Origin of the sequence: Streptomyces sp. CB02959, assembly GCF_002803155.1 — a bacterium.
Taxonomy (GTDB): domain Bacteria; phylum Actinomycetota; class Actinomycetes; order Streptomycetales; family Streptomycetaceae; genus Streptomyces.
The window spans coordinates 142,086-160,189 of record NZ_NNBP01000016.1; the positions used below are offsets into that span (position 1 = coordinate 142,086).

At 74.5% G+C, this 18,104-nt stretch carries 15 protein-coding genes; 11 read left to right on the top strand and 4 right to left on the bottom strand.

All coding sequences use genetic code 11. The features are described 5' to 3' along the window. Nucleotides 1–95: 95 nt before the first annotated feature. The 3 genes from CG747_RS25205 to CG747_RS25215 all read right to left on the bottom strand — a co-directional run bounded on the left by CG747_RS25205 (nt 96) and on the right by CG747_RS25215 (nt 3,199). On the bottom strand, nt 96–2,522 hold the full coding sequence (locus CG747_RS25205; protein WP_100604095.1) for a phosphoketolase: 2,427 nt from the start codon (nt 2,520–2,522) through the stop codon (nt 96–98). Nucleotides 2,523–2,604: 82 nt separating this feature from the next. Then, nucleotides 2,605–2,853, bottom strand: coding sequence for a DUF5133 domain-containing protein (locus CG747_RS25210; protein ID WP_100604096.1), 249 nt, complete (start codon nt 2,851–2,853; stop codon nt 2,605–2,607). Nucleotides 2,854–3,010: 157 nt separating this feature from the next. Beyond that, nucleotides 3,011–3,199, bottom strand: coding sequence for a hypothetical protein (locus CG747_RS25215; RefSeq protein WP_100604097.1), 189 nt, complete (start codon nt 3,197–3,199; stop codon nt 3,011–3,013). A gap of 283 nt (nt 3,200–3,482) precedes the next feature. On the opposite strand from CG747_RS25215, the gene CG747_RS25220 reads away from it, so the two are divergent. The 6 genes from CG747_RS25220 to CG747_RS25250 all read left to right on the top strand — a co-directional run bounded on the left by CG747_RS25220 (nt 3,483) and on the right by CG747_RS25250 (nt 10,396). Beyond that, complete coding sequence (locus CG747_RS25220; RefSeq protein ID WP_100604098.1) at nt 3,483–4,658, top strand: NAD(P)/FAD-dependent oxidoreductase; 1,176 nt, start codon at nt 3,483–3,485, stop codon at nt 4,656–4,658. A gap of 128 nt (nt 4,659–4,786) precedes the next feature. Then, nucleotides 4,787–5,551: a VOC family protein gene (locus tag CG747_RS25225; protein ID WP_100604099.1), complete on the top strand. Its 765-nt coding sequence runs from the start codon at nt 4,787–4,789 to the stop codon at nt 5,549–5,551. Between the two features lie 188 nt (nt 5,552–5,739). Next, complete coding sequence (locus tag CG747_RS25230; protein WP_100604100.1) at nt 5,740–6,198, top strand: hypothetical protein; 459 nt, start codon at nt 5,740–5,742, stop codon at nt 6,196–6,198. Nucleotides 6,199–6,417: 219 nt separating this feature from the next. Continuing rightward, entirely contained in the window at nt 6,418–7,608 is a 1,191-nt protein-coding gene (locus CG747_RS25235) for an acyl-CoA dehydrogenase family protein (protein WP_100604101.1), read from the top strand. Nucleotides 7,609–7,732: 124 nt separating this feature from the next. Next, complete coding sequence (locus tag CG747_RS25240) at nt 7,733–8,266, top strand: putative immunity protein (RefSeq protein ID WP_100604102.1); 534 nt, start codon at nt 7,733–7,735, stop codon at nt 8,264–8,266. 144 nt (nt 8,267–8,410) lie between these two features. Beyond that, nucleotides 8,411–10,396, top strand: a complete 1,986-nt coding sequence (locus CG747_RS25250; RefSeq protein ID WP_100604103.1) for a serine/threonine-protein kinase — start codon at nt 8,411–8,413, stop codon at nt 10,394–10,396. Between the two features lie 36 nt (nt 10,397–10,432). Here the strand turns inward: CG747_RS25250 and CG747_RS25255 are convergent, their stop codons facing one another. After that, nucleotides 10,433–11,737, bottom strand: coding sequence for a glycoside hydrolase family 27 protein (locus CG747_RS25255; RefSeq protein ID WP_100604104.1), 1,305 nt, complete (start codon nt 11,735–11,737; stop codon nt 10,433–10,435). A 195-nt stretch (nt 11,738–11,932) separates the two neighbouring features. Here CG747_RS25255 and CG747_RS25260 point away from each other — a divergent pair, with 195 nt between their 5' ends. The 5 genes from CG747_RS25260 to CG747_RS25280 all read left to right on the top strand — a co-directional run bounded on the left by CG747_RS25260 (nt 11,933) and on the right by CG747_RS25280 (nt 18,083). After that, complete coding sequence (locus CG747_RS25260) at nt 11,933–13,495, top strand: NAD(P)/FAD-dependent oxidoreductase (protein WP_100604105.1); 1,563 nt, start codon at nt 11,933–11,935, stop codon at nt 13,493–13,495. A gap of 113 nt (nt 13,496–13,608) precedes the next feature. Next, nucleotides 13,609–14,712, top strand: coding sequence for a nitronate monooxygenase family protein (locus tag CG747_RS25265; RefSeq protein WP_100604106.1), 1,104 nt, complete (start codon nt 13,609–13,611; stop codon nt 14,710–14,712). A gap of 44 nt (nt 14,713–14,756) precedes the next feature. Beyond that, nucleotides 14,757–16,307: an acyl-CoA synthetase gene (locus CG747_RS25270; protein WP_100604107.1), complete on the top strand. Its 1,551-nt coding sequence runs from the start codon at nt 14,757–14,759 to the stop codon at nt 16,305–16,307. A gap of 209 nt (nt 16,308–16,516) precedes the next feature. Continuing rightward, entirely contained in the window at nt 16,517–17,068 is a 552-nt protein-coding gene (locus CG747_RS25275; RefSeq protein ID WP_257980706.1) for a hypothetical protein, read from the top strand. Beyond that, entirely contained in the window at nt 17,058–18,083 is a 1,026-nt protein-coding gene (locus CG747_RS25280) for a tetratricopeptide repeat protein (protein ID WP_180985701.1), read from the top strand. Before CG747_RS25275 ends, CG747_RS25280 begins: the two co-directional genes overlap by 11 nt. The last annotated feature ends 21 nt before the right edge of the window (nt 18,084–18,104 follow it).

Consider the following 18,104-nt stretch of genomic DNA (forward strand, 5'->3'; position numbering starts at 1 on the left):
CCGACCGGCGCCCGGCCGGTGGCCCGGGAGGCGCGGGAGCCGGCCGACGGTCCGTCAGCAGTGCGGGGGACGACGGGCCGCGGCGACGGCGGCGATCACCCGGTCCAGGTCCACTCCGCGACCTCCGGCAGATCCGTACCGTGCTCCCGGATCCAGGCATGGTGCCGGGTCCGGACGTCCGCCATCGCCTGCCGCAGCGCCACCGCGCGCACGCCCAGCCCCGGCACCCGGTCCACCACGTCCATCACCAGCCGGAACCGGTCGAGGTCGTTGCGGACGACCATGTCGAAGGGCGTGGTGGTGGTGCCCTCCTCCTTGTAGCCGCGGACGTGCAGCTGGGCGTGGCCGGCGCGGCGGTAGCAGAGCCGGTGGATCAGCCAGGGATAGCCGTGGTACGCGAAGATGATCGGCCGGTCCCGGGTGAACAGGGCGTCGAACTCGGAGTCCGGCATCCCGTGCGGATGGACGCCCGCCGGCAGCAGCCGGGCCATGTCCACGACGTTGACCACCCGCACCGCCAGCTGCGGCAGATGGCGGCGCAGCAGGTCGGCGGCGGCCAGCGTCTCCTGCGTGGGCACGTCCCCGGCACAGGCCAGCACCACGTCGGGGGCGCGGTCGCCGTCCTCGGAGCCCGCCCACTCCCAGGCGCCGGCGCCACGGGCGCAGTGCACCCGCGCCTGGTCGAGGGTGAGCCAGTCGAAGCAGGGCTGCTTGCCGGCCACGATCACGTTGACGTAGTCGCGGCTGCGCAGCGCGTGGTCGGCCACCGACAGCAGGGTGTTGGTGTCCGGCGGCAGGTAGACCCGGACGACCTCGGGGCTCTTGTTGAGCACATGGTCGACGAAGCCGGGGTCCTGGTGCGAGAAGCCGTTGTGGTCCTGCCGCCAGACATGCGAGGTGAGCAGGTAGTTGAGGGAGGCGATCGGGCGCCGCCAGGGCAGCCGGCGGGCGGTCCGCAGCCACTTGATGTGCTGGTTGACCATCGAGTCGACGATGTGCGCGAACGCCTCGTAGCTGGAGAACAGCCCGTGCCGCCCGGTGAGCAGATAGCCCTCCAGCCACCCCTGGCAGAGGTGCTCGGAGAGCACCTCCAGCACCCGGCCGTCATGCGCCAGGTGCTCGTCGGTGGGGAGCGTCGTCCCCTGCCACGCCTTGGCGGTGACGTCGTACACGGCGTCCAGCCGGTTCGAGGCGGTCTCGTCCGGGCCGACGAGCCGGAAGTCGCGCCGCTCGGCCGTCGCCGCCATGACGTCGGTCAGCAGCCGGCCGAGCACCCGGGTCGGCTCGTGCAGGGCGGTGCCGGGCTTGTCGACCTCGACGGCGTGCCGCTCCAGCGGCGGCAGGGGCAGGTCGCGCAGCAGCAGACCGCCGTTGGCGTGCGGGGAGGCGCCCAGCCGGCGCCGGCCCTCGGGCACGCACTCCAGCACCTCCGGGCGCGGCCGCCCCGCCTCGTCGAACAACTCCTCCGGCCGGTACGAGCGCAGCCAGCGCTCCAGCTGGTGCCGGTGGTCGGCGTTCTCACGGACCCCGGGCAGCGGGACCTGGTGCGAGCGCCAGGTGCCCTCGACGGGCTGCCCGTCCACCTCGTGCGGGCCGGTCCAGCCCTTGGGGGTGCGCAGCACGATCATCGGCCAGTACGCGCGCCCGGTGTCGCCGTCCGTGCGGGCCCGGCGGTGGATCGCCGCGATCCGGTCCAGCGCCCGGTCCATGGCCGCGGCCAGTGCCTGGTGCACCGCGGCCGGGTCGTCGCCGGTGACGTGCAGCGGCTCGTGGCCGTAGCCGCGCAGCAGCGCGTCGAGCTCGTCCTCCGGGATGCGGGCCGGCACCGCCGGATTGGCGATCTTGTAGCCGTTGAGGTGGAGGATCGGCAGCACCGCTCCGTCGTGCACCGGGTCGAGGAACTTGGTGGCGTGCCAGGACGCGGCGAGCGGCCCGGTCTCCGCCTCCCCGTCGCCGATCACGCAGGCGACCAGCAGCTCCGGGTTGTCGAAGGCCGCCCCGTAGGCGTGGGTGAGGGAGTAGCCCAGCTCACCGCCCTCGTGGAGGGAGCCGGGCGTCTCCGGCGCGACGTGGCTGGGCACCCCGCCCGGGAACGAGAACTGGCGGAACAGCCGCGCCATCCCGGCCCCGTCCCGGGTCACGTCCGGATACGTCTCGGTGTACGTCCCGTCCAGCCAGGAGTTGGCGAGGACGGCCGGCCCGCCGTGCCCCGGCCCCCACACGCACAGTGCGTCCAGGTCGCGGGCCTTGATCACCCGGTTGAGGTGGGTGTGCACGAGGTTCAGGCCGGGGGAGGTCCCCCAGTGGCCCAGCAGCCGGGGCTTGATGTGCCCCGGGCGCAGCGGCTCGGTCAGCAACGGGTTGGCCATCAGGTAGATCTGCCCGGCGGCGAGGTAGTTGGCGGCCCGCCAGTGCGCGTCGAGGGCGGTCAGCTCGGCCGGGTCGAGCGGGGCGGCCGCGTCCGCAGCCCCGGCCGCCGAGGGGGCCGGGGCCGTGGTCGTCGGGTTTCCGGGGTGTCCCACGGTCTGCTCCTCACGTCGCGCGCCGCGCACGGCGGCGCCGCCGCGGTTTCCGCCGGCCGTCGTGCCGGGTCCGGTCCGGCGATCAGGACCGGCCCTGGCGGTTGCGCCGGTCGGCGGTCCGGGGCACGGTCCGGTCCGTGGCGAGGTAGCGCTCCGCCTCGATGATCGCCTCGTGGACGGTGCGCCGGCCCATCAGCACGCACAGCGTGTAGGCCAGGTCCTCCAGCCGGCGCAGGGCCGCCGGATCGTGCGGATCGGCGAGCACCACCTGTTCCCAGACGCGGTAGCGCCGCAGCAGCGCGGCGAGTACGGACTTGTCCGGCAGCAACATGCCGTCTTCTCCCGACATCGGCCCGGCGTCCCCGGGGCGGCCGACCGGCGCGCCGAGGCGCGCCCGAACCCGAGTGGCTTCCCACCTTGCGCCGGCCGTACGGCCCCTGCAACCGGACGGCCCACCGCGGCCGGTCGTGCCGGGCCGCAGGGCGGGGTCAGTCGGGTGGCTCGGGCGCCGGGTGGTCGCCGGGCCGGGAGCCGGGCGGCTCCTCGGGGGCCGGCTCGGGCTCGGCCGCGGGTTCCTCTTCCGGCTCCCGCCCGGGATCGGGCGTCCCGGGGTCGTGCGGTACGGGTCGCGGCGTGCTGGGTACGGCCCCTGGCCCCTCGCGCGTTCCCTCGGTCATGGCGTCGGTCCTCCCTCCTGGTGGTTCCATGCTGCGCCGGTCCGCTTCCCGCCGCCCGTTCCACTGACCCCGCCCGCCGCGGGCCCCGGGCCACCCGCCACGGCACCCTGTCCGAACAGCCCTCCCCGGAAGGTTCGTTGCCCCTGCTCCGCGTCCGGCCGGTGTGACCCGCCCGGCCCGGCGGCCGGTACCGATCGCACTTTCGGGGCCGCTGTGCTCCTCTGGTAGCGAGGCCCGTCCCGGCCGGGGGCCGGGCCGCGGACCACCCGAGGAGCGCCGCGCCATGCCCCCCATCACCTTCCGCATCGCGATCATCGGGGCCGGCCCCGGCGGGCTGGTCTGCGCCCGGGTGCTCCAGCGGTACGGGGTGCCGGTGACCGTCTTCGAGCGGGACCTCGGCCCGGTGGGTGCCGGTCCCGACGGGCCCCTGGAACTGCGCGCGGCGACCGGGCGGGCGGCGCTGCGGTCGGCTGGTCTGGAGAAGGCGTTCCGCGCCGCGTCCCGGCCCGCCGGCCAGGAGGTCCGGCTGCTCGACCGCACCGGCGCGGTGCTCCACCAGGACGTCCCCGAGCCCGGCCGGGCCGCCGAGCGCCCCGAGATCGACCGGCGCGAGCTGCGCCGCCTGCTGGTGGACTCGCTCGCGCCCGGCACCGTCCGGTGGGGCAGCTACCTGCGGACGCTGCACCCGCGCGGCGGCGGCCGCCACCAGGCCGTCTTCGACGACGGCACGACCGCCACCTTCGACCTGGTCATCGGCGCCGACGGCACCTGGTCCCGGGTCCGGCCGCTGCTGTCCGAGGGGACGCCGCACTACTCCGGTGTGACCTTCGTCGAGACCGGCCTCGACGACGTCGACACCCGGCACCCGGAGATCGCCCGGCTGGTCGGCCGCGGCACCATGACGGCGCTGTCCGGGGGCCAGGGACTGCTCGCCCGGCGCGACGGCCGCGGCCGGATCCGGGTCTACGCGGCCTTCCGGGGCTCCGAGGACTGGGCGCGGGCGGCGGGGGTGAGCACCGCGGACACCGAGGCGGTCCGGGCCGCCCTGCTGGCCGGGTTCGACGGCTGGCACGACCGGCTGCTGGCGCTGCTCCGCGACAGCGACGAGGGGTTCGCCAACCGTCCGCTGTTCGCGCTGCCGGTGCCGCACACCTGGCCGCACACCCCGGGCCTGACGCTGCTGGGCGACGCCGCGCACGTGATGACGCCGCTCTCGGGCCCGGGCGCCGACCTGGCCCTCCAGGACGGCTGCGAACTCGCCCAGCACCTCGCCGAGGCGCACACCTGGCAGACCGACCCGGACCAGGCGGTCCGGGTGTACGAGGCGGCGCTCTTCCCCCGCTCGACCACGGCCGCCGCGGCGGCCGCCCGCGACCTGGACGCCGCCCTCGCCCCGGACGCCGCGCGCACCCGCCACCGCCTGCCCGGCCGCCGGCAGCTGCACCCGCACCGGCCCTGACCCCGCCCGCCGCGCCGGGTTGCGGGCCGGTACCGCCCGTCGGACGATCGGCAGCACGGGAGAGCCGGGGGCGGGCGCGGTCCGGCGTGCCGCCCGCCCGGCCGTGGCGCCGAGGGACGGAGCAGCGCGTGAAGATCACCGAGCCCACGCCCGGTGCGCCCTGTTGGGTGGAGCTGGGCACCTCGGACGTGGCCGCGGCCGCGGTCTACTACCGCCAGGTCTTCGGCTGGCACGCCGTGACCGACTCGCGGGCCGGGGCCGGCGGCTACACGGTCTTCTCCGCGGGCGACGCCCAGGTCGCCGCGGCCACCCCGCTGTACGCGCCGGGCCAGCCGACCGCCTGGACCGTCACCTTCGCCACCGGGGACGCCGAGGCGCTGGCCACCGCCGTGTCCGAGGCCGGCGGCAGCGTACTGGTGGACCCGCGGGACGTCTTCGAGCTGGGCCGGTTCGCGGTGCTGGCCGATCCGGGGGGCGCCGCCTTCGCGGTCTGGCAGGCCCGGTCCTTCGCCGGCGCGGAGCTGCTGAACGAGCCCGGCGCGCTCGGCTGGGTGGAGTTGGCCACCGGCGACGCCGAGGCCGCGGTGGCCTTCTACTCCCGGATCTTCGGATGGACCGTCAGGGCCCACGGCACGTACACCCAGTGGGGGATCGGCGGCGCCGACTTCGGCGGGATGAGCACCGTGGAGGCGCGCGACCGGGAGGACGTCCGGCCGCACTGGCTGCCGTACTTCGCGGTCGAGTCCGTCGACGCCACCGCGGCGCGGGCCGCCGATTCCGGGGGGATGCTGCTGATGGCGCCGACGGACGTCCCGGACGGGCCGCGGATCGCGATGGTGCGTGATCCGCAGGGCGCGGTCTTCGGCATCCACCAGGCGGGTACGGAAGGCTGAGCGCGCGCACCGGCGCGCCGGGGGACGGGTGATTTCCTTCGCCCACCGGCCCCACACGGCGTCACACGATCGGCCCCGCAGTCGTCGTTTCACCACACCGCATGGGTCATTTGCGCGTAATGTCCGCAACGCACCGATGGGTGGCATTGTGCGGCAAGGCATCGCGCGTCAAGAACAGGAGACCCCCTATGTCCACGACCGACGTCCTCGTGGCCCGAGGCAAGAAGCTCGCAGCGGGTGCGGGCGCACTGACCACGGCTGTCGCCCTGGGGGCGACGCTGCTCGTAGCGGCTCCGGCCCAGGCGGACCCCCAGCCCCGGCCGCAGTCGCAGTCCGGCACCGAGAAGCTGACCGGTCCGGGCACCGCGTACGGCACCGTCACCGCCGCCCGCGGGATGAACGAGCGCCAGTACCCGAGCACGGACTCCGCGTCGAAGGGTGATCTCCGCAACGGCGCCCGGCTCTACCTGGTCTGCAAGGTCCGCGCCCAGAACATCCGCGGCAACGACCTCTGGTACCTGGTCCGCGGCAGCCGGCGGACCTGGATCTCGGCCAAGCACGTGACGAACACCGGCTTCGTCAAGTACTGCAAGGACGGGCTCCGCGACCGATCCCAGACGCACGACTCCGCCAAGCACGAGGGCTGAGGCCGCCCGCGTCGCCCCAGTCCCGCGACGGGCCCGGCACGGCACCCCGCCAGGGGCCGCGTCGGGCCCGTCGCGCTCCCGCGCAAGGCCGGTCGCCACCCTTCCGAATTACTGGAACGCGTTCTACTGTGCCCCCGACCCCGGAAACCGACGGGCCGTCAGCACTCCGGGCGGCCACCGGCGACGGGACGACCCGACCGGACGACTGGTGGAGGGGCCGTGCACCTGGACTACACCCCGGAACAGCAGCGGCTGCGCGCCGAACTGCGGACGTACTTCGCCGCGCTGGTACCGGACAACGCCTATGCCCGGTACGCCGATCCGGCCGCCCAGAAGCGCTTCTACCGCGACACGGTGCGGCGGCTCGGAACCGACGGCTGGCTGGGCGTCGGCTGGCCCGCGGAGTACGGCGGGCGCGGGATGACGCCCATGGAGCAGTTCATCTTCTTCGACGAGGCGGCCCAGGCCGGGGTCCCGCTGCCGCTGATGGCGCTGAACACCGTCGGCCCCACCCTCATGCGGTTCGGCACCGACGAGCAGAAGGCGTACTTCCTGCCCCGGATCCTCTCCGGCGAACTCGACTTCGCGATCGGCTACAGCGAACCGGACGCCGGCACCGACCTCGCGGCCCTGAAGACCCGCGCGGTGCGCGAAGGCGACGAGGAGACCGGCCACTACGTCGTCAACGGCCAGAAGATCTGGACCACCAACGGCGACACCGCCGACTGGGTCTGGCTGGCGGTCCGCACCGACCCGCAGGCCCCGCCCCACAAGGGCATCACCATGCTCCTGGTCCCCACCAGCGACCCCGGCTACTCCTGCACCCTGATCAACACCCTCGCCTCGCACGACACCACCGCCAGCTACTACGAGAACATCACCGTCCCCGCCACCCGCCGCGTCGGCCAGGAGAACCAGGGCTGGCGGATCATCACCAACCAGCTCAACCACGAACGGGTCACCCTCGCCGCACACGGCACCATGGCCGTCCGCGCCCTCCACGACGTCCAACGCTGGGCCGCCGGCACCAAGCTCGCCGACGGCCGCCGGGTCATCGACCTGGGCTGGGTACGCGGGCGACTGGCCCGCACCCACACCAGGCTGGAGGCCATGAAACTCCTCAACTGGCGGATGGTCGACGCGCTCCAACAGGGCACGCTCACCCCCCAGGACGCCTCCGCGGTCAAGGTCTACGGCTCCGAGGCCCGCCGGGACGCCTACGCCTGGCTGATGGAGGTGGCCGGCGCGGCCGGACCGCTCACGGAGGGCTCGGCGGGCGCGGTCCTCCACGGCGAACTGGAACGCGGCTACCGCTCCGCGGTCATCTTCACCTTCGGCGGCGGCAACAACGAGATCCAGCGCGAGATCATCTCGTGGATCGGCCTCGGCATGCCCCGGGTGCGGCGCTGAGCCGGTGCGACCACGCACCCCCGTCGGCACCCCGGCGGGACGGCCTCCGCCGCCCCGTCGGGCCCGGCCCGCCCGGCCCCGCCCTGCCGCCGAGCCGTCCGGCGCGGTGGCCGAAGATGGACGCATGGCAGCAGAAGCAGGCGAGATCGCACTGAGCACACAGGATCTCCGTGAGGTCACCGGGTTCGCCGCCGCGTGTGCGGAGGCGGTGGTCGGGACGTTCGAGGCCGACCGGCCGGACGACCCGCGGCCTCGTGACGCGCTGGGTGCCGCCTGGGAGTTCGCCCGCGGTGGTGAGCGGGGGAAGGGACTGCGCGACACGGCGTGGGCGGCGCTCAAGGCAGCCAAGGCCGTGGAGACCGCGGCCGCTCGCGAGGCGGCGTGGGCGGCGATGTCGGCGGCCGGCGCCGCCTACCTGCATCCGCTGGCCAAGGCCACCCAGGTCAAGCACATTCTCGGGGCGGGCGCCCACGCGGCCCGGGCGGCCGAGCTCGTCGCCGGTGACGACCGGACCGTCGGCGCCGCACACATCGGGCAGGTGGCGCTGCGCGCGACACCGGCCGTCGTCGACGTGCTCAACCGCTTCCCGGCGGCTCCGGACGGCGGCGGACGGGTGGGCGAGCTGATCCGGATGCTGGACGCCGCCCTCCGCCACTGATCCCGTCCGAGCGGCGGTGGCGCGGCGCGGACCCGGCGCCCGGACGGGGACCTTCAAGCTCCGCGACTCCGCCGCCATACTGGACGGGCACGGCACACAGGGGGATCCACGCGGCTGAACGCGGGAGCGGGGGCGGCGACAGGGATGGCGGAGCACAGGCTGATCCAGGGGCGTTACCGCCTGCTCGAAACCATCGGGCGGGGCGGCATGGGAGAGGTGTGGCGGGCCCGGGACGAGGCGCTGGGCCGGCTGGTCGCGGTCAAGTGCCTCAAGCCCATGGGGCAGCAGCAGGAGCCGGGGTTCCTACGGGTGCTGCGGGAGCGGTTCCGCCGGGAGGCCCGGGTGGCCGCGGCGCTCCAGCACCGCGGGATCACCGTGGTGCACGACTTCGGGGAGGACCGCGGCATCCTCTTCATCGTCATGGAGCTGCTGAACGGCCGTAACCTCAGTCAACTGCTGGACGACAACCGGCGCCAGCCGCTACCCGTCCCGGACGTCATCGAGGTCGCCGAGCAGATCGCCGCGGCCCTCGCCTACACCCACGAACAGGCCGTGGTGCACCGTGATCTGAAGCCGGCCAACATCGTCAGGACCACCGACGGCACGGTCAAGATCTGCGACTTCGGCATCGCCCGCCTCGGCCACGACATCGGCTTCACCGCCCGGCTCACCGGCACCGGCATCGCCATGGGCAGCCCGCACTACATGTCGCCCGAGCAGATCGGCGGCGGCATCGTCGACCACCGCAGCGACCTGTACTCCCTGGGCTGCGTGCTCTACGAGGTCGCCACCGGCGCCCCGCCGTTCGCCCAGGGCGACGCCTGGGCGGTCCTGGTCGGCCACCGCGACACCGTCCCGGACCCGCCCCGGGCGATCCGCCCCGACCTGCCCGAGGCGTACGAGCGGATCGTCCTGGACCTGCTCGCCAAGGACCCGGACGACCGGCCGCGGGACGCCGACGAACTGGCCAAACGGCTCGCCGACGCCCGGCACCGCCGCACCCGGGGCACCGGCCCGGCGCCGGACGACCTGACGGTGCCCACCCCGCGGCTGCCCTCGTGGACCCGCGGTATCACCGCCGGTGCCCCGGCCGTCGGCACCCGGCCGCCCCGTCGCACCTCGGCGGACCGAGCCGTCGCGGTCCTCACCGACGTCTGGACCGGCGTCGGCGACCCGCTGCGCGGCGAGGCGTCGCCGGCCCTCGGCCTCGACCGGGCGGCGCCGCCCGGCGACCACCACGCCCTGCTCGGCACGCTCGCCGGACGGCTGGCGAACGCCCACGCACTGACCCGGGACGGCCGGCACTTCGAGGCCCAGGAACTCCTCACGGAGGTGCTGGCCGGCCGGGAGCGGCTGCTCGGCCCCGACCACCCCGACACGCTCGGCTGCCGCCACCACCTCGCCGTCGGGCTCGGCCGGCTGGGCCGCCTGGAGGAGTGCCGGACCACGGTCCGCGAGGTCGCCGAGGCGCGCGCCCGGGTGCTCGGCCTCCACCATCCCGACACCCTCGCCACCCGCTGGCAACACGCCTTCGTGTCCGGGCAGTTGGGGAGGTGGCCGGAGGCGTTGGCGGCGTATCAGGGGGTGGCCGCGGGGCGCGCCGCGGCGCTCGGCCCGGACCACCCGGACACCCTCGCCGCCCGCTACGAGACCGGGGTCGCGCTGGGCCGGCTGGGCCGCAGCGCGGAGGCGCTGGCCCACTACCGCGACCTGGTGGCGGCCCGCACCCGCGCGCAGGGCCCCGACGACCCCGAGACCCTGCGCGCCCGGCACGGCCTGGGCGTCCACTACGGCCGCCTGGACCGCTGGCCGGAGGCGCTCACCGAGGCCCGCGGGATCGCCGCGGCCCGGACCCGGGTGCTCGGCGCGGACCACCCGGACACCCTGGCCAGCCGCCGGGAGGTCGCCGTGGCGCTGGGCCGGCTCGGCCGCTGGGCCGAGGCGCTGGACGCCTACCGCGAGGTCGCCGACGCCCGCGAACGGACCCTGGGCGCGGCCCACCTCGACGCGCTGGCCAGCCGCGGCGAACAGGCCCAGTGCCTGGCGCGGCTGGGGCGGACGGACGAGGCGGACGCCCTCCACCACCGGGTCGCGGCGCTGCGCAGGGAGCGCGCCGGACACCGGCGGTAGCGGGCGTACGGGGCCCGGTCGGCCGGGCCCGGCGGATCAGCGTTCCGCGCGGACCCGGTAAAGCACGGTGGCGTGCGGCGGGACGTTCCGGGCGATGAGGGTCCGGGCGGTCCGCCCGTTCCGTCCGGTGACCAGGTCGCGCAGCCGGTAGGAGTCCGCCGCCGGCAGCCCGGCCGCGGCCGCCCTGATCGACAGCGTGCGGGCGGTGCTGCCCCCGTTGAACAGCGCGATCGCCCGGTCGCCGTTCCGCAGCGGCTTGGACAGCACCGCCGCGTCCCCGTCCTGCTGCACGATGTGGCCCTGGACGCCCAGCGGGTCCTGGTCGACCGCGATCACCTCGCGGTTCCCCAGGATCGACTGCGCCTGCGGGGAGAGCCTGCCGAGGTCCGTGCTGGAGATCAGCGGGGCGGCCATCACCGCCCACAGCGACATCTGGCTCTGCATCTCGTCCCGGCTCAGACCGGAGTCGCCGACCAGCAGGAAGTCGGGGTCGTTCCAGCGTCCGGGGCGCTGGAGTTCGGCGAGGTTGGCGTTGTAGCGGAAGTTGCCGGAGATGGACGCCCACTTCGCGGCCGGGGTGCTCTGCTGCACCGCGATGTCCGCCCCGCCGCGCCACAGGTTGCCCAGTTCCGCGGACCACTTGATGACCCGGTGCCACAGCGCGTCGCCGGAGAACTGGAAGTAGGCGGGCGCGGAGATCGAGAAGGTGATGGGCCGCCCGGTCGCCCGGAGCGCCCGGCTCTGCTGCGTGTACAGGGCGCGGTACGCCTGCTCCTTGGTCTGCCCCTTGGGGATCGGGACGTTGCAGCCGTCCGCCTTGAGGTAGTCCACCCCCCAGCTCGCGAAGAGCTTGGCGTCCTGCTCGAAGTGGCCGAGGCTGCCCGGGTACTTTCCGCAGGTCAGTGTGCCGACGTCCTCGTAGATTCCGAACTTCAGGCCCATCTTGTGGAGTTCCTGCCCGACGTGGGCCATCCCGTGCGGGAACTTCGCCGTGTCGGCGACCAGCTCGCCCTGGGGGCCGCGCTGCTTGGCCATCCAGCAGTCGTCGATGGTGACGGTGCGGTAGCCCCTGTGCGCCAGTCCGCTGCGGACCAGCGCCCGGGCGTTGTCCAGGACGACCTGCTCGTTGAGGCCGCCGCACTGGTAGTACGACCAGTTGTTCCAGCCCATCGGGGGCGTCGGTGCCAGGTTCGGGTACCCGGACTCGTACCGGGCGCCGGGGGCGGGGGAGGGGGCGGCGGAGGCGGGAGCGGTGGCCGAGAGCAGTCCCGCCGAACAGGCGGTGACGGCGGTGAGTCCGGCGAGGGTGCGGCCGATGCGGGATACCGACGGATGGGACACGGGTCACCTCACGTGGTAGGTGGGTCGGCCGGGAAGAACGGCCGACGGGGCGGTTCCAGGGCGCGCAGGGCCGGACGCTAGAAGGAGGCTGACGACTGGTCAAGAAGCCGCACCGTCCGGAACAAACGATTCATTCCGCTGCCGCCACGCGTTTCCCATCTGGCGACCACCGTCGCCCCGTGCTACTCAAGGGGCATGCCGGAACGGACTTCGTACGACGTCGTCATCGTCGGTGGCGGCCACAACGGACTGGTGGCCGCCGCCTATCTCGCCCGCGCCGGACGGAGCGTGCTGGTGCTGGAGCGGTTGGACCGCACCGGCGGCGCTGCCGTCTCCACCCGCGCGTTCACCGGGGTCGACGCCCGGCTGTCCCGTTACTCCTACCTCGTCAGCCTGCTGCCCCCGAAGATCGTCCGGGACCTCGGCCTCCGCTTCGCGGTCCGCAAGCGCACCGTCTCCTCGTACACCCCCGCAGTGCGCGACGGCCGCCCCACCGGCCTGCTGGTCGGCGGCGGTGAGGCCCGCACCCGCGAATCCTTCGCGCAACTGACCGGATCGGACCGGGAGTACGCCGCCTGGGAGGACTTCTACGGCACCACCCGCCGGCTCGCCCAGCGGGTCTTCCCCACCCTCACCGAACCGCTCCCCACCCGCACCGCGCTCCGCACCCGGGTCGACGACGACGCCGCCTGGCACGCCCTCTTCGAACGCCCCCTGGGCGAGGCGATCGAGGCGGCCTTCCACGACGACCTGGTGCGCGGCGTGGTCCTCACCGACGGGCTGATCGGCACCTTCGCCACCGCCCACGACCCGGCGCTCCGGCAGAACCGGTGCTTCCTCTACCACGTGATCGGCGGCGGCACCGGCGACTGGGACGTCCCGCTCGGCGGCATGGGCGCCCTCACCGACGCGCTCGCCGACGCCGCCCGCCGGGCCGGAGCCGAACTCGTCACCGGCTGCCCGGTCACCGCCCTCGCCACCGACGGCCGCACCGCGGAGGTCACCACCGAAGGGCGCGGCACGATCGGCGCCCGCCACGTCCTGGTCAACGCCGCGCCCCGCGAACTCGCCCGGCTGCTCGGCGAGCCCGCGCCGCCGCCCGCCGAAGGCGCCCAGCTCAAGGTGAACATGCTGCTCACCCGGCTGCCCCGGCTCCGCGACCCGCGCACCGACCCGCGCGAGGCGTTCTCCGGCACCTTCCATGTCGCCGAGGGATACGCCGAGTTGGAGACCGCCCACCGGGAGGCCGCGGCCGGCCGGCTGCCCGCCGCGCCGCCGTCGGAGATCTACTGCCACTCCCTGACCGACCCCTCCATCCTGGACCCCGACCTCGTCCGCCGGGGCTACCACACCCTCACCCTCTTCGGACTGCACACCCCCGCCCGGCTGTTCACCACCGACCACGACACCACCCGCGACCGGCTGCTGGCCGCCACCCTCGCCCAGCTGGACGCCCACCTCGCCGAACCGCTCGCCGACTGCCTGGCCCGGGACGCCGACGGCCGCCCCTGCGTCGAGGCCCGCACACCTCTCGACCTCGACCGCGAACTGGGCCTCCCGGGCGGCAACATCTTCCACCGCGAACTGGCCTTCCCCTACGCCGACGACGCGGACGCCCTCACCTCCGCCGCCGCCCGCTGGGGCGTCGCCACCGACCACGCCAACGTCCTGCTGTGCGGTGCGGGCGCGCTCCGCGGCGGCGGGGTGAGCGGCATCCCCGGCCACAACGCGGCGATGGCGGTACTGGAGGAGGGGTGAGGCCGGCGGGGGAGCGGGGCCGCCGGCCGGCCGGCGGCGGCCCGGCACCGAGTTTCTGACGTAGCATCAGAAAATCTCTTCCCTCGCACGGCGCGCTGCGGCATCCTGCGCCCATGCAGACGGAGCTGAGCAACGCGCTGGGAGTCGAGCACGCCGTCTTCGGGTTCACGCCCTTTCCCGCGGTCGCCGCGGCCATCACCCGGGCCGGCGGGTTCGGGGTGCTCGGCGCGGTCCGCTACACCGCGCCCGCCGAACTGGCCCGGGACCTCGACTGGATGCAGGAGCACACCGACCAACTGCCCTACGGACTCGACGTCGTGATGCCCGCCGCCAAGGTGGAGGGCGTCAGCGAGGCCGACGTCGAGGCGATGATCCCGGACGACCACCGCCGGTACGTCGAGGCACTCCTGGACAAGTACGACGTGCCGCCGCTCGCCCCCGGCGAGGCGTCCGGCTGGCGGATCACCGGCTGGATGGAACAGGTCGCCCGCACCCAGCTCGACGTCGCCTTCGACTACCCGATCAAGCTGCTCGCCAACGCCCTCGGCTCCCCGCCCCCCGACGTCATCGCACGCGCCCACGACCACGGCGTCCGGGTCGCCGCGCTGGCCGGCAGCCCGCGCCACGCCCTGCACCACAAGGCCGCCGGCATCGACGTCGTGGTGGCCCAGGGGTACGAGGCCGGCGGCCACACCGGGGAGATCGCCACCATGGTGCTCACCCCGGAAGTGGTGGCCGCCGTCCATCCGCTGCCGGTGCTCGCCGCCGGCGGGATCGGCACCGGCGAGCAGATCGCCGCCGGACTCGCCCTGGGCGCCCAGGGCGTCTGGCTCGGCTCGATCTGGCTCACCACCGAGGAAGCCGATCTGCACTCCCGGCGGCTGACCGCCAAACTGCTCGCCGCCGGCCCCGGCGACACCGTCCGCTCCCGCGCCCTGACCGGCAAACCCGCCCGCCAGCTGCGCACCGCCTGGACCGACGCCTGGGACGACCCCAGCGGCCCCGGCACCCTCCCGATGCCGCTCCAGGGCCTGCTGGTCGCCGAGGCCAACTCCCGTATCCAACGGCACGAGGTCGAGCCGCTGCTCGGCACCCCGGTCGGCCAGATCGTCGGCCGGATGACCAGCGAACGCAGCGTCCAGGCCGTCTTCGACGACCTCACCCGCGGCTTCGAGCGGGCCATCGACCGCATCAACCGCATCGCCGGCCGCGCCTGACCCGCCGACCCGCCGATGCGCCACCGCCTGAGGAGGACACGACCATGACCGACACCCCCAACGGCTTCTGGGCCCAGGCCACCGCCGACCCCGACCGGACGGTCCTGATCGCGCCGGACGGCGAGGAGTGGACCGCCGGCCGGCTGCACACCGCCACCAACCGGCTGGTCCACGGGCTGCGCGCGGCCGGACTGGAACGCGGCGACGCCTTCGCCGTGGTCCTCCCCAACGGCGTGGAGTTCTTCACCGCCTACCTCGCCGCCGCCCAGGCCGGCCTCTACCTCGTCCCGGTCAACCACCACCTGGTCGGCCCGGAGATCGCCTGGATCGTCGCCGACTCCGGCGCCAAGGTGCTGATCGCCCACGAGCGGTTCGGCGACGCGGCCCGGCAGGCCGCCGACGAGGCGGGCCTGGCGGCCGAGCGGCGCTACGCCGTCGGCACCGTCACCGGCTTCCGCCCGTACGCCCGACTCCTCGACGGACAGCCGGAGTCCGCGCCCGCCGACCGGACCCTGGGCTGGGTGATGAACTACACCTCCGGCACCACCGGCCGCCCCCGCGGCATCCGCCGCCCGCTGCCCGGCAAACCCCCCGAGGAGACCCACCTCGGCGGCTTCCTCGGCATCTTCGGCATCCGGCCGTTCGACGGCAACGTCCACCTGGTCTGCTCGCCGCTCTACCACACCGCCGTCCTGCAATTCGCCGGCGCCGCCCTGCACATCGGCCACCGCGTCGTCCTGATGGACAAGTGGACCCCACCGGAGATGCTGCGCCTCATCGAGCGGTACCGGTGCACCCACACCCACATGGTCCCCACCCAGTTCCACCGCCTCCTCGCCCTCCCCGAGGACGTCCGCGGCGGCTACGACGTCTCGTCGATGCGGCACGCCATCCACGGCGCCGCACCCTGCCCCGACCACGTCAAACGCGCGATGATCGACTGGTGGGGCGGCTGCGTCGAGGAGTACTACGCGGCGAGCGAGGGCGGCGGCGCCTTCGCCACCGCCGAGGACTGGCTGAAGAAGCCCGGCACGGTCGGCCGGGCCTGGCCGATCAGCGAACTCGCGGTCTTCGACGACGACGGCGACCGCCTGCCGCCCGGCCGACTCGGCACCGTCTACATGAAGATGACCACCGGCGGCTTCACCTACCACAAGGACGCGGACAAGACCCGGAAGAACCGCATCGGCGACTTCTTCACCGTCGGCGACCTCGGCTACCTCGACGAGGACGGCTACCTCTTCCTCCGCGACCGCAAGATCGACATGATCATCTCCGGTGGGGTCAACATCTACCCCGCCGAGATCGAGTCGGTGCTCCTCGCCCACCCGGCCGTCGCCGACGCCGCCGCCTTCGGCATCCCGCACGACGACTGGGGCGAGGAGGTCAAGGCCGTCATCGAGCCCGCCGACGGCCACCGGGCCGGGCCGGAGCTGGCCGCCGAGATCCTCGACCACTGCGCACACCGACTGGCCGCCTACAAGCGCCCCCGCACCGTCGACTTCACCGCCACCATGCCCCGCGACCCCAACGGCAAGCTCTACAAGAGGCGGCTCCGCGACCCGTATTGGGAGGGCCGGGAGCGCGCCGTGTGACCCACCGCCGCCCCGGACGCCGCACCCCCGAGGCAACGCGAACGGCCCCGTCCCCAACGGCTAGCCTGGACCCCTAACGCGGCTCGTGCCGAGGAATCTCATCGGAGCGCACGCACGGTCCTCAGGGGGAAGTCGAACAGGTGGAGCAAGGGGCGGAAGACCTCGGGGGTGAGCTGCGACGGCTGTACCGGGATGCCGGAAGTCCGGCCGTGGACAAGCTCGTCGAGCTGTCCCAGGTGCGGCTCCCGGTCACCCAGTGGCCGACGCCGTCGACCGTCCGCGGCTGGTTCCACGAGGGCGCGGCGCCCGTCTCGTGCGAGATCCTGCTGGTCTTCGTCGAGCTGCTGGACGGCTTCGCCCGGCAGGCCAGCGACGGCGCCCACCTGCCGCGCTCCGCCCAGTGGTGGGAACTGCTGTGGTACCGCACCACCCGGCCGCCGGCGCACACCCCGGACGGCACCGTTGGGAGCGCTCCGACGGTCGGGACCAGCGACAACGTCGTCGAGGGCCACGCCCGACTCCTCGGCCCCACCGTGCAGGCCGGGGCCATCAACGGCGGCGTGCACGTCCACCCGCCGGCCGAACCGGCCGCCGCGCCGTCCCCCGCGGTACCACCGCAGCGCGACCCGCCGGTGGTCATCCGGGTCCAACGGGGCACGGAGACCATTGAAATCTACGATGAGGGGCTGGCACGCATCTGGATCACTTCGGTGCTCGGCCAGCGGCACGGCGAAGAGGGGAGGCGGGACGATGGGCAGTGACCACGGAATCGATCCGGCAACCGCACTGCGGGCGGGGAAGATCCTGGAGGCCACGCGCGAGCCGCGCCAGGGGCTGGCGGAGACGGACGAGGCGATCGCCGCTCTGGACACGGTGCTCACCGCCACGCCGCCGGGAGCGCTGCGCATCACCATCCTGTCCAACCTGGGCCTGATCCGCATGGTCCGCTTCCAACTCACCGCGGACCCGGCGGACCTCGACGCCGCCATCCACTGCTTCCGGGACGCCCAGGCGGCGCACGCCTCCCAACTCCCGGAAGGCAGCTACCCCGGGCTGAGCGCCATCGTCCCCAACCTGATCGGCGCCCTGCACGCCCGCGCCGAACGCACCGGCAACTGGGACGACCTCGACGAGGCGATCCTCCTGGGCCGGGAGGCGGCGGTGCGCATCCCGTCCGGCCTCCCGCAGCGCGCCGCGGCGCTCGCCAGCCTCAGCAGCGCCCTGCGCATCCGCTACGAACGCGGAGGCTACGACGGCGACTTGACGGAGGCCATCGACCTGGGCCGACAGGCCGGCGCGGACCTGCCCGCCGACCACCCGCGGCAGGGCCCGGTGCTGTCCAACCTCGGCAGTTCGCTGGTCGCGGCGGGGCAGTGGGCGGAAGCCGTCCACGCCTACGAGCAGGCGGTCGAACGGTTCGCGGCGGCCGGCGACCGCCACGGTCGGGCCCGAACGCTCACCAACCTCGCCGCGGCGCTGGCCCAGGCCGGCCGGATCGAAGGGGCGCTGACGGCGTCCTGGGAGGCCCTGGAGGAGTTCCGGGCGCTCGGCGACGCGTCCGACGCGGCCCGGGTGAAGAAGAACGCCGCCTCGTTCGTGGCCGGATGGGCGGAGTCGGCCGAGCGGGACGCGCCGCACACCCGGGCCGTCCACGCGCGCCTCCTCGCGGACTGCGTGCGGATCCTGGGGGCGGACGACGCCACCACCCGGAGCCTGGCGGACCGGCTCGCCGCGCTGCCGGACGACGGCCCGGCACCCGCCGGCGAACTGCCCTGACCCTCCCGCCCGGTCCGGTGC

Coding starts and splice junctions, on each gene's coding strand:
- CG747_RS25280 (WP_180985701.1), top strand. CDS start 17,058: ATGGGCAGTGACCACGGAATCGATCCGGCAACCGCACTGCGGGCGGGG.
- CG747_RS25250 (WP_100604103.1), top strand. CDS start 8,411: ATGGCGGAGCACAGGCTGATCCAGGGGCGTTACCGCCTGCTCGAAACC.
- CG747_RS25230 (WP_100604100.1), top strand. CDS start 5,740: ATGTCCACGACCGACGTCCTCGTGGCCCGAGGCAAGAAGCTCGCAGCG.
- CG747_RS25210 (WP_100604096.1), bottom strand. CDS start 2,853: ATGTTGCTGCCGGACAAGTCCGTACTCGCCGCGCTGCTGCGGCGCTAC.
- CG747_RS25240 (WP_100604102.1), top strand. CDS start 7,733: ATGGCAGCAGAAGCAGGCGAGATCGCACTGAGCACACAGGATCTCCGT.
- CG747_RS25270 (WP_100604107.1), top strand. CDS start 14,757: ATGACCGACACCCCCAACGGCTTCTGGGCCCAGGCCACCGCCGACCCC.
- CG747_RS25215 (WP_100604097.1), bottom strand. CDS start 3,199: ATGACCGAGGGAACGCGCGAGGGGCCAGGGGCCGTACCCAGCACGCCG.
- CG747_RS25265 (WP_100604106.1), top strand. CDS start 13,609: ATGCAGACGGAGCTGAGCAACGCGCTGGGAGTCGAGCACGCCGTCTTC.
- CG747_RS25220 (WP_100604098.1), top strand. CDS start 3,483: ATGCCCCCCATCACCTTCCGCATCGCGATCATCGGGGCCGGCCCCGGC.
- CG747_RS25260 (WP_100604105.1), top strand. CDS start 11,933: ATGCCGGAACGGACTTCGTACGACGTCGTCATCGTCGGTGGCGGCCAC.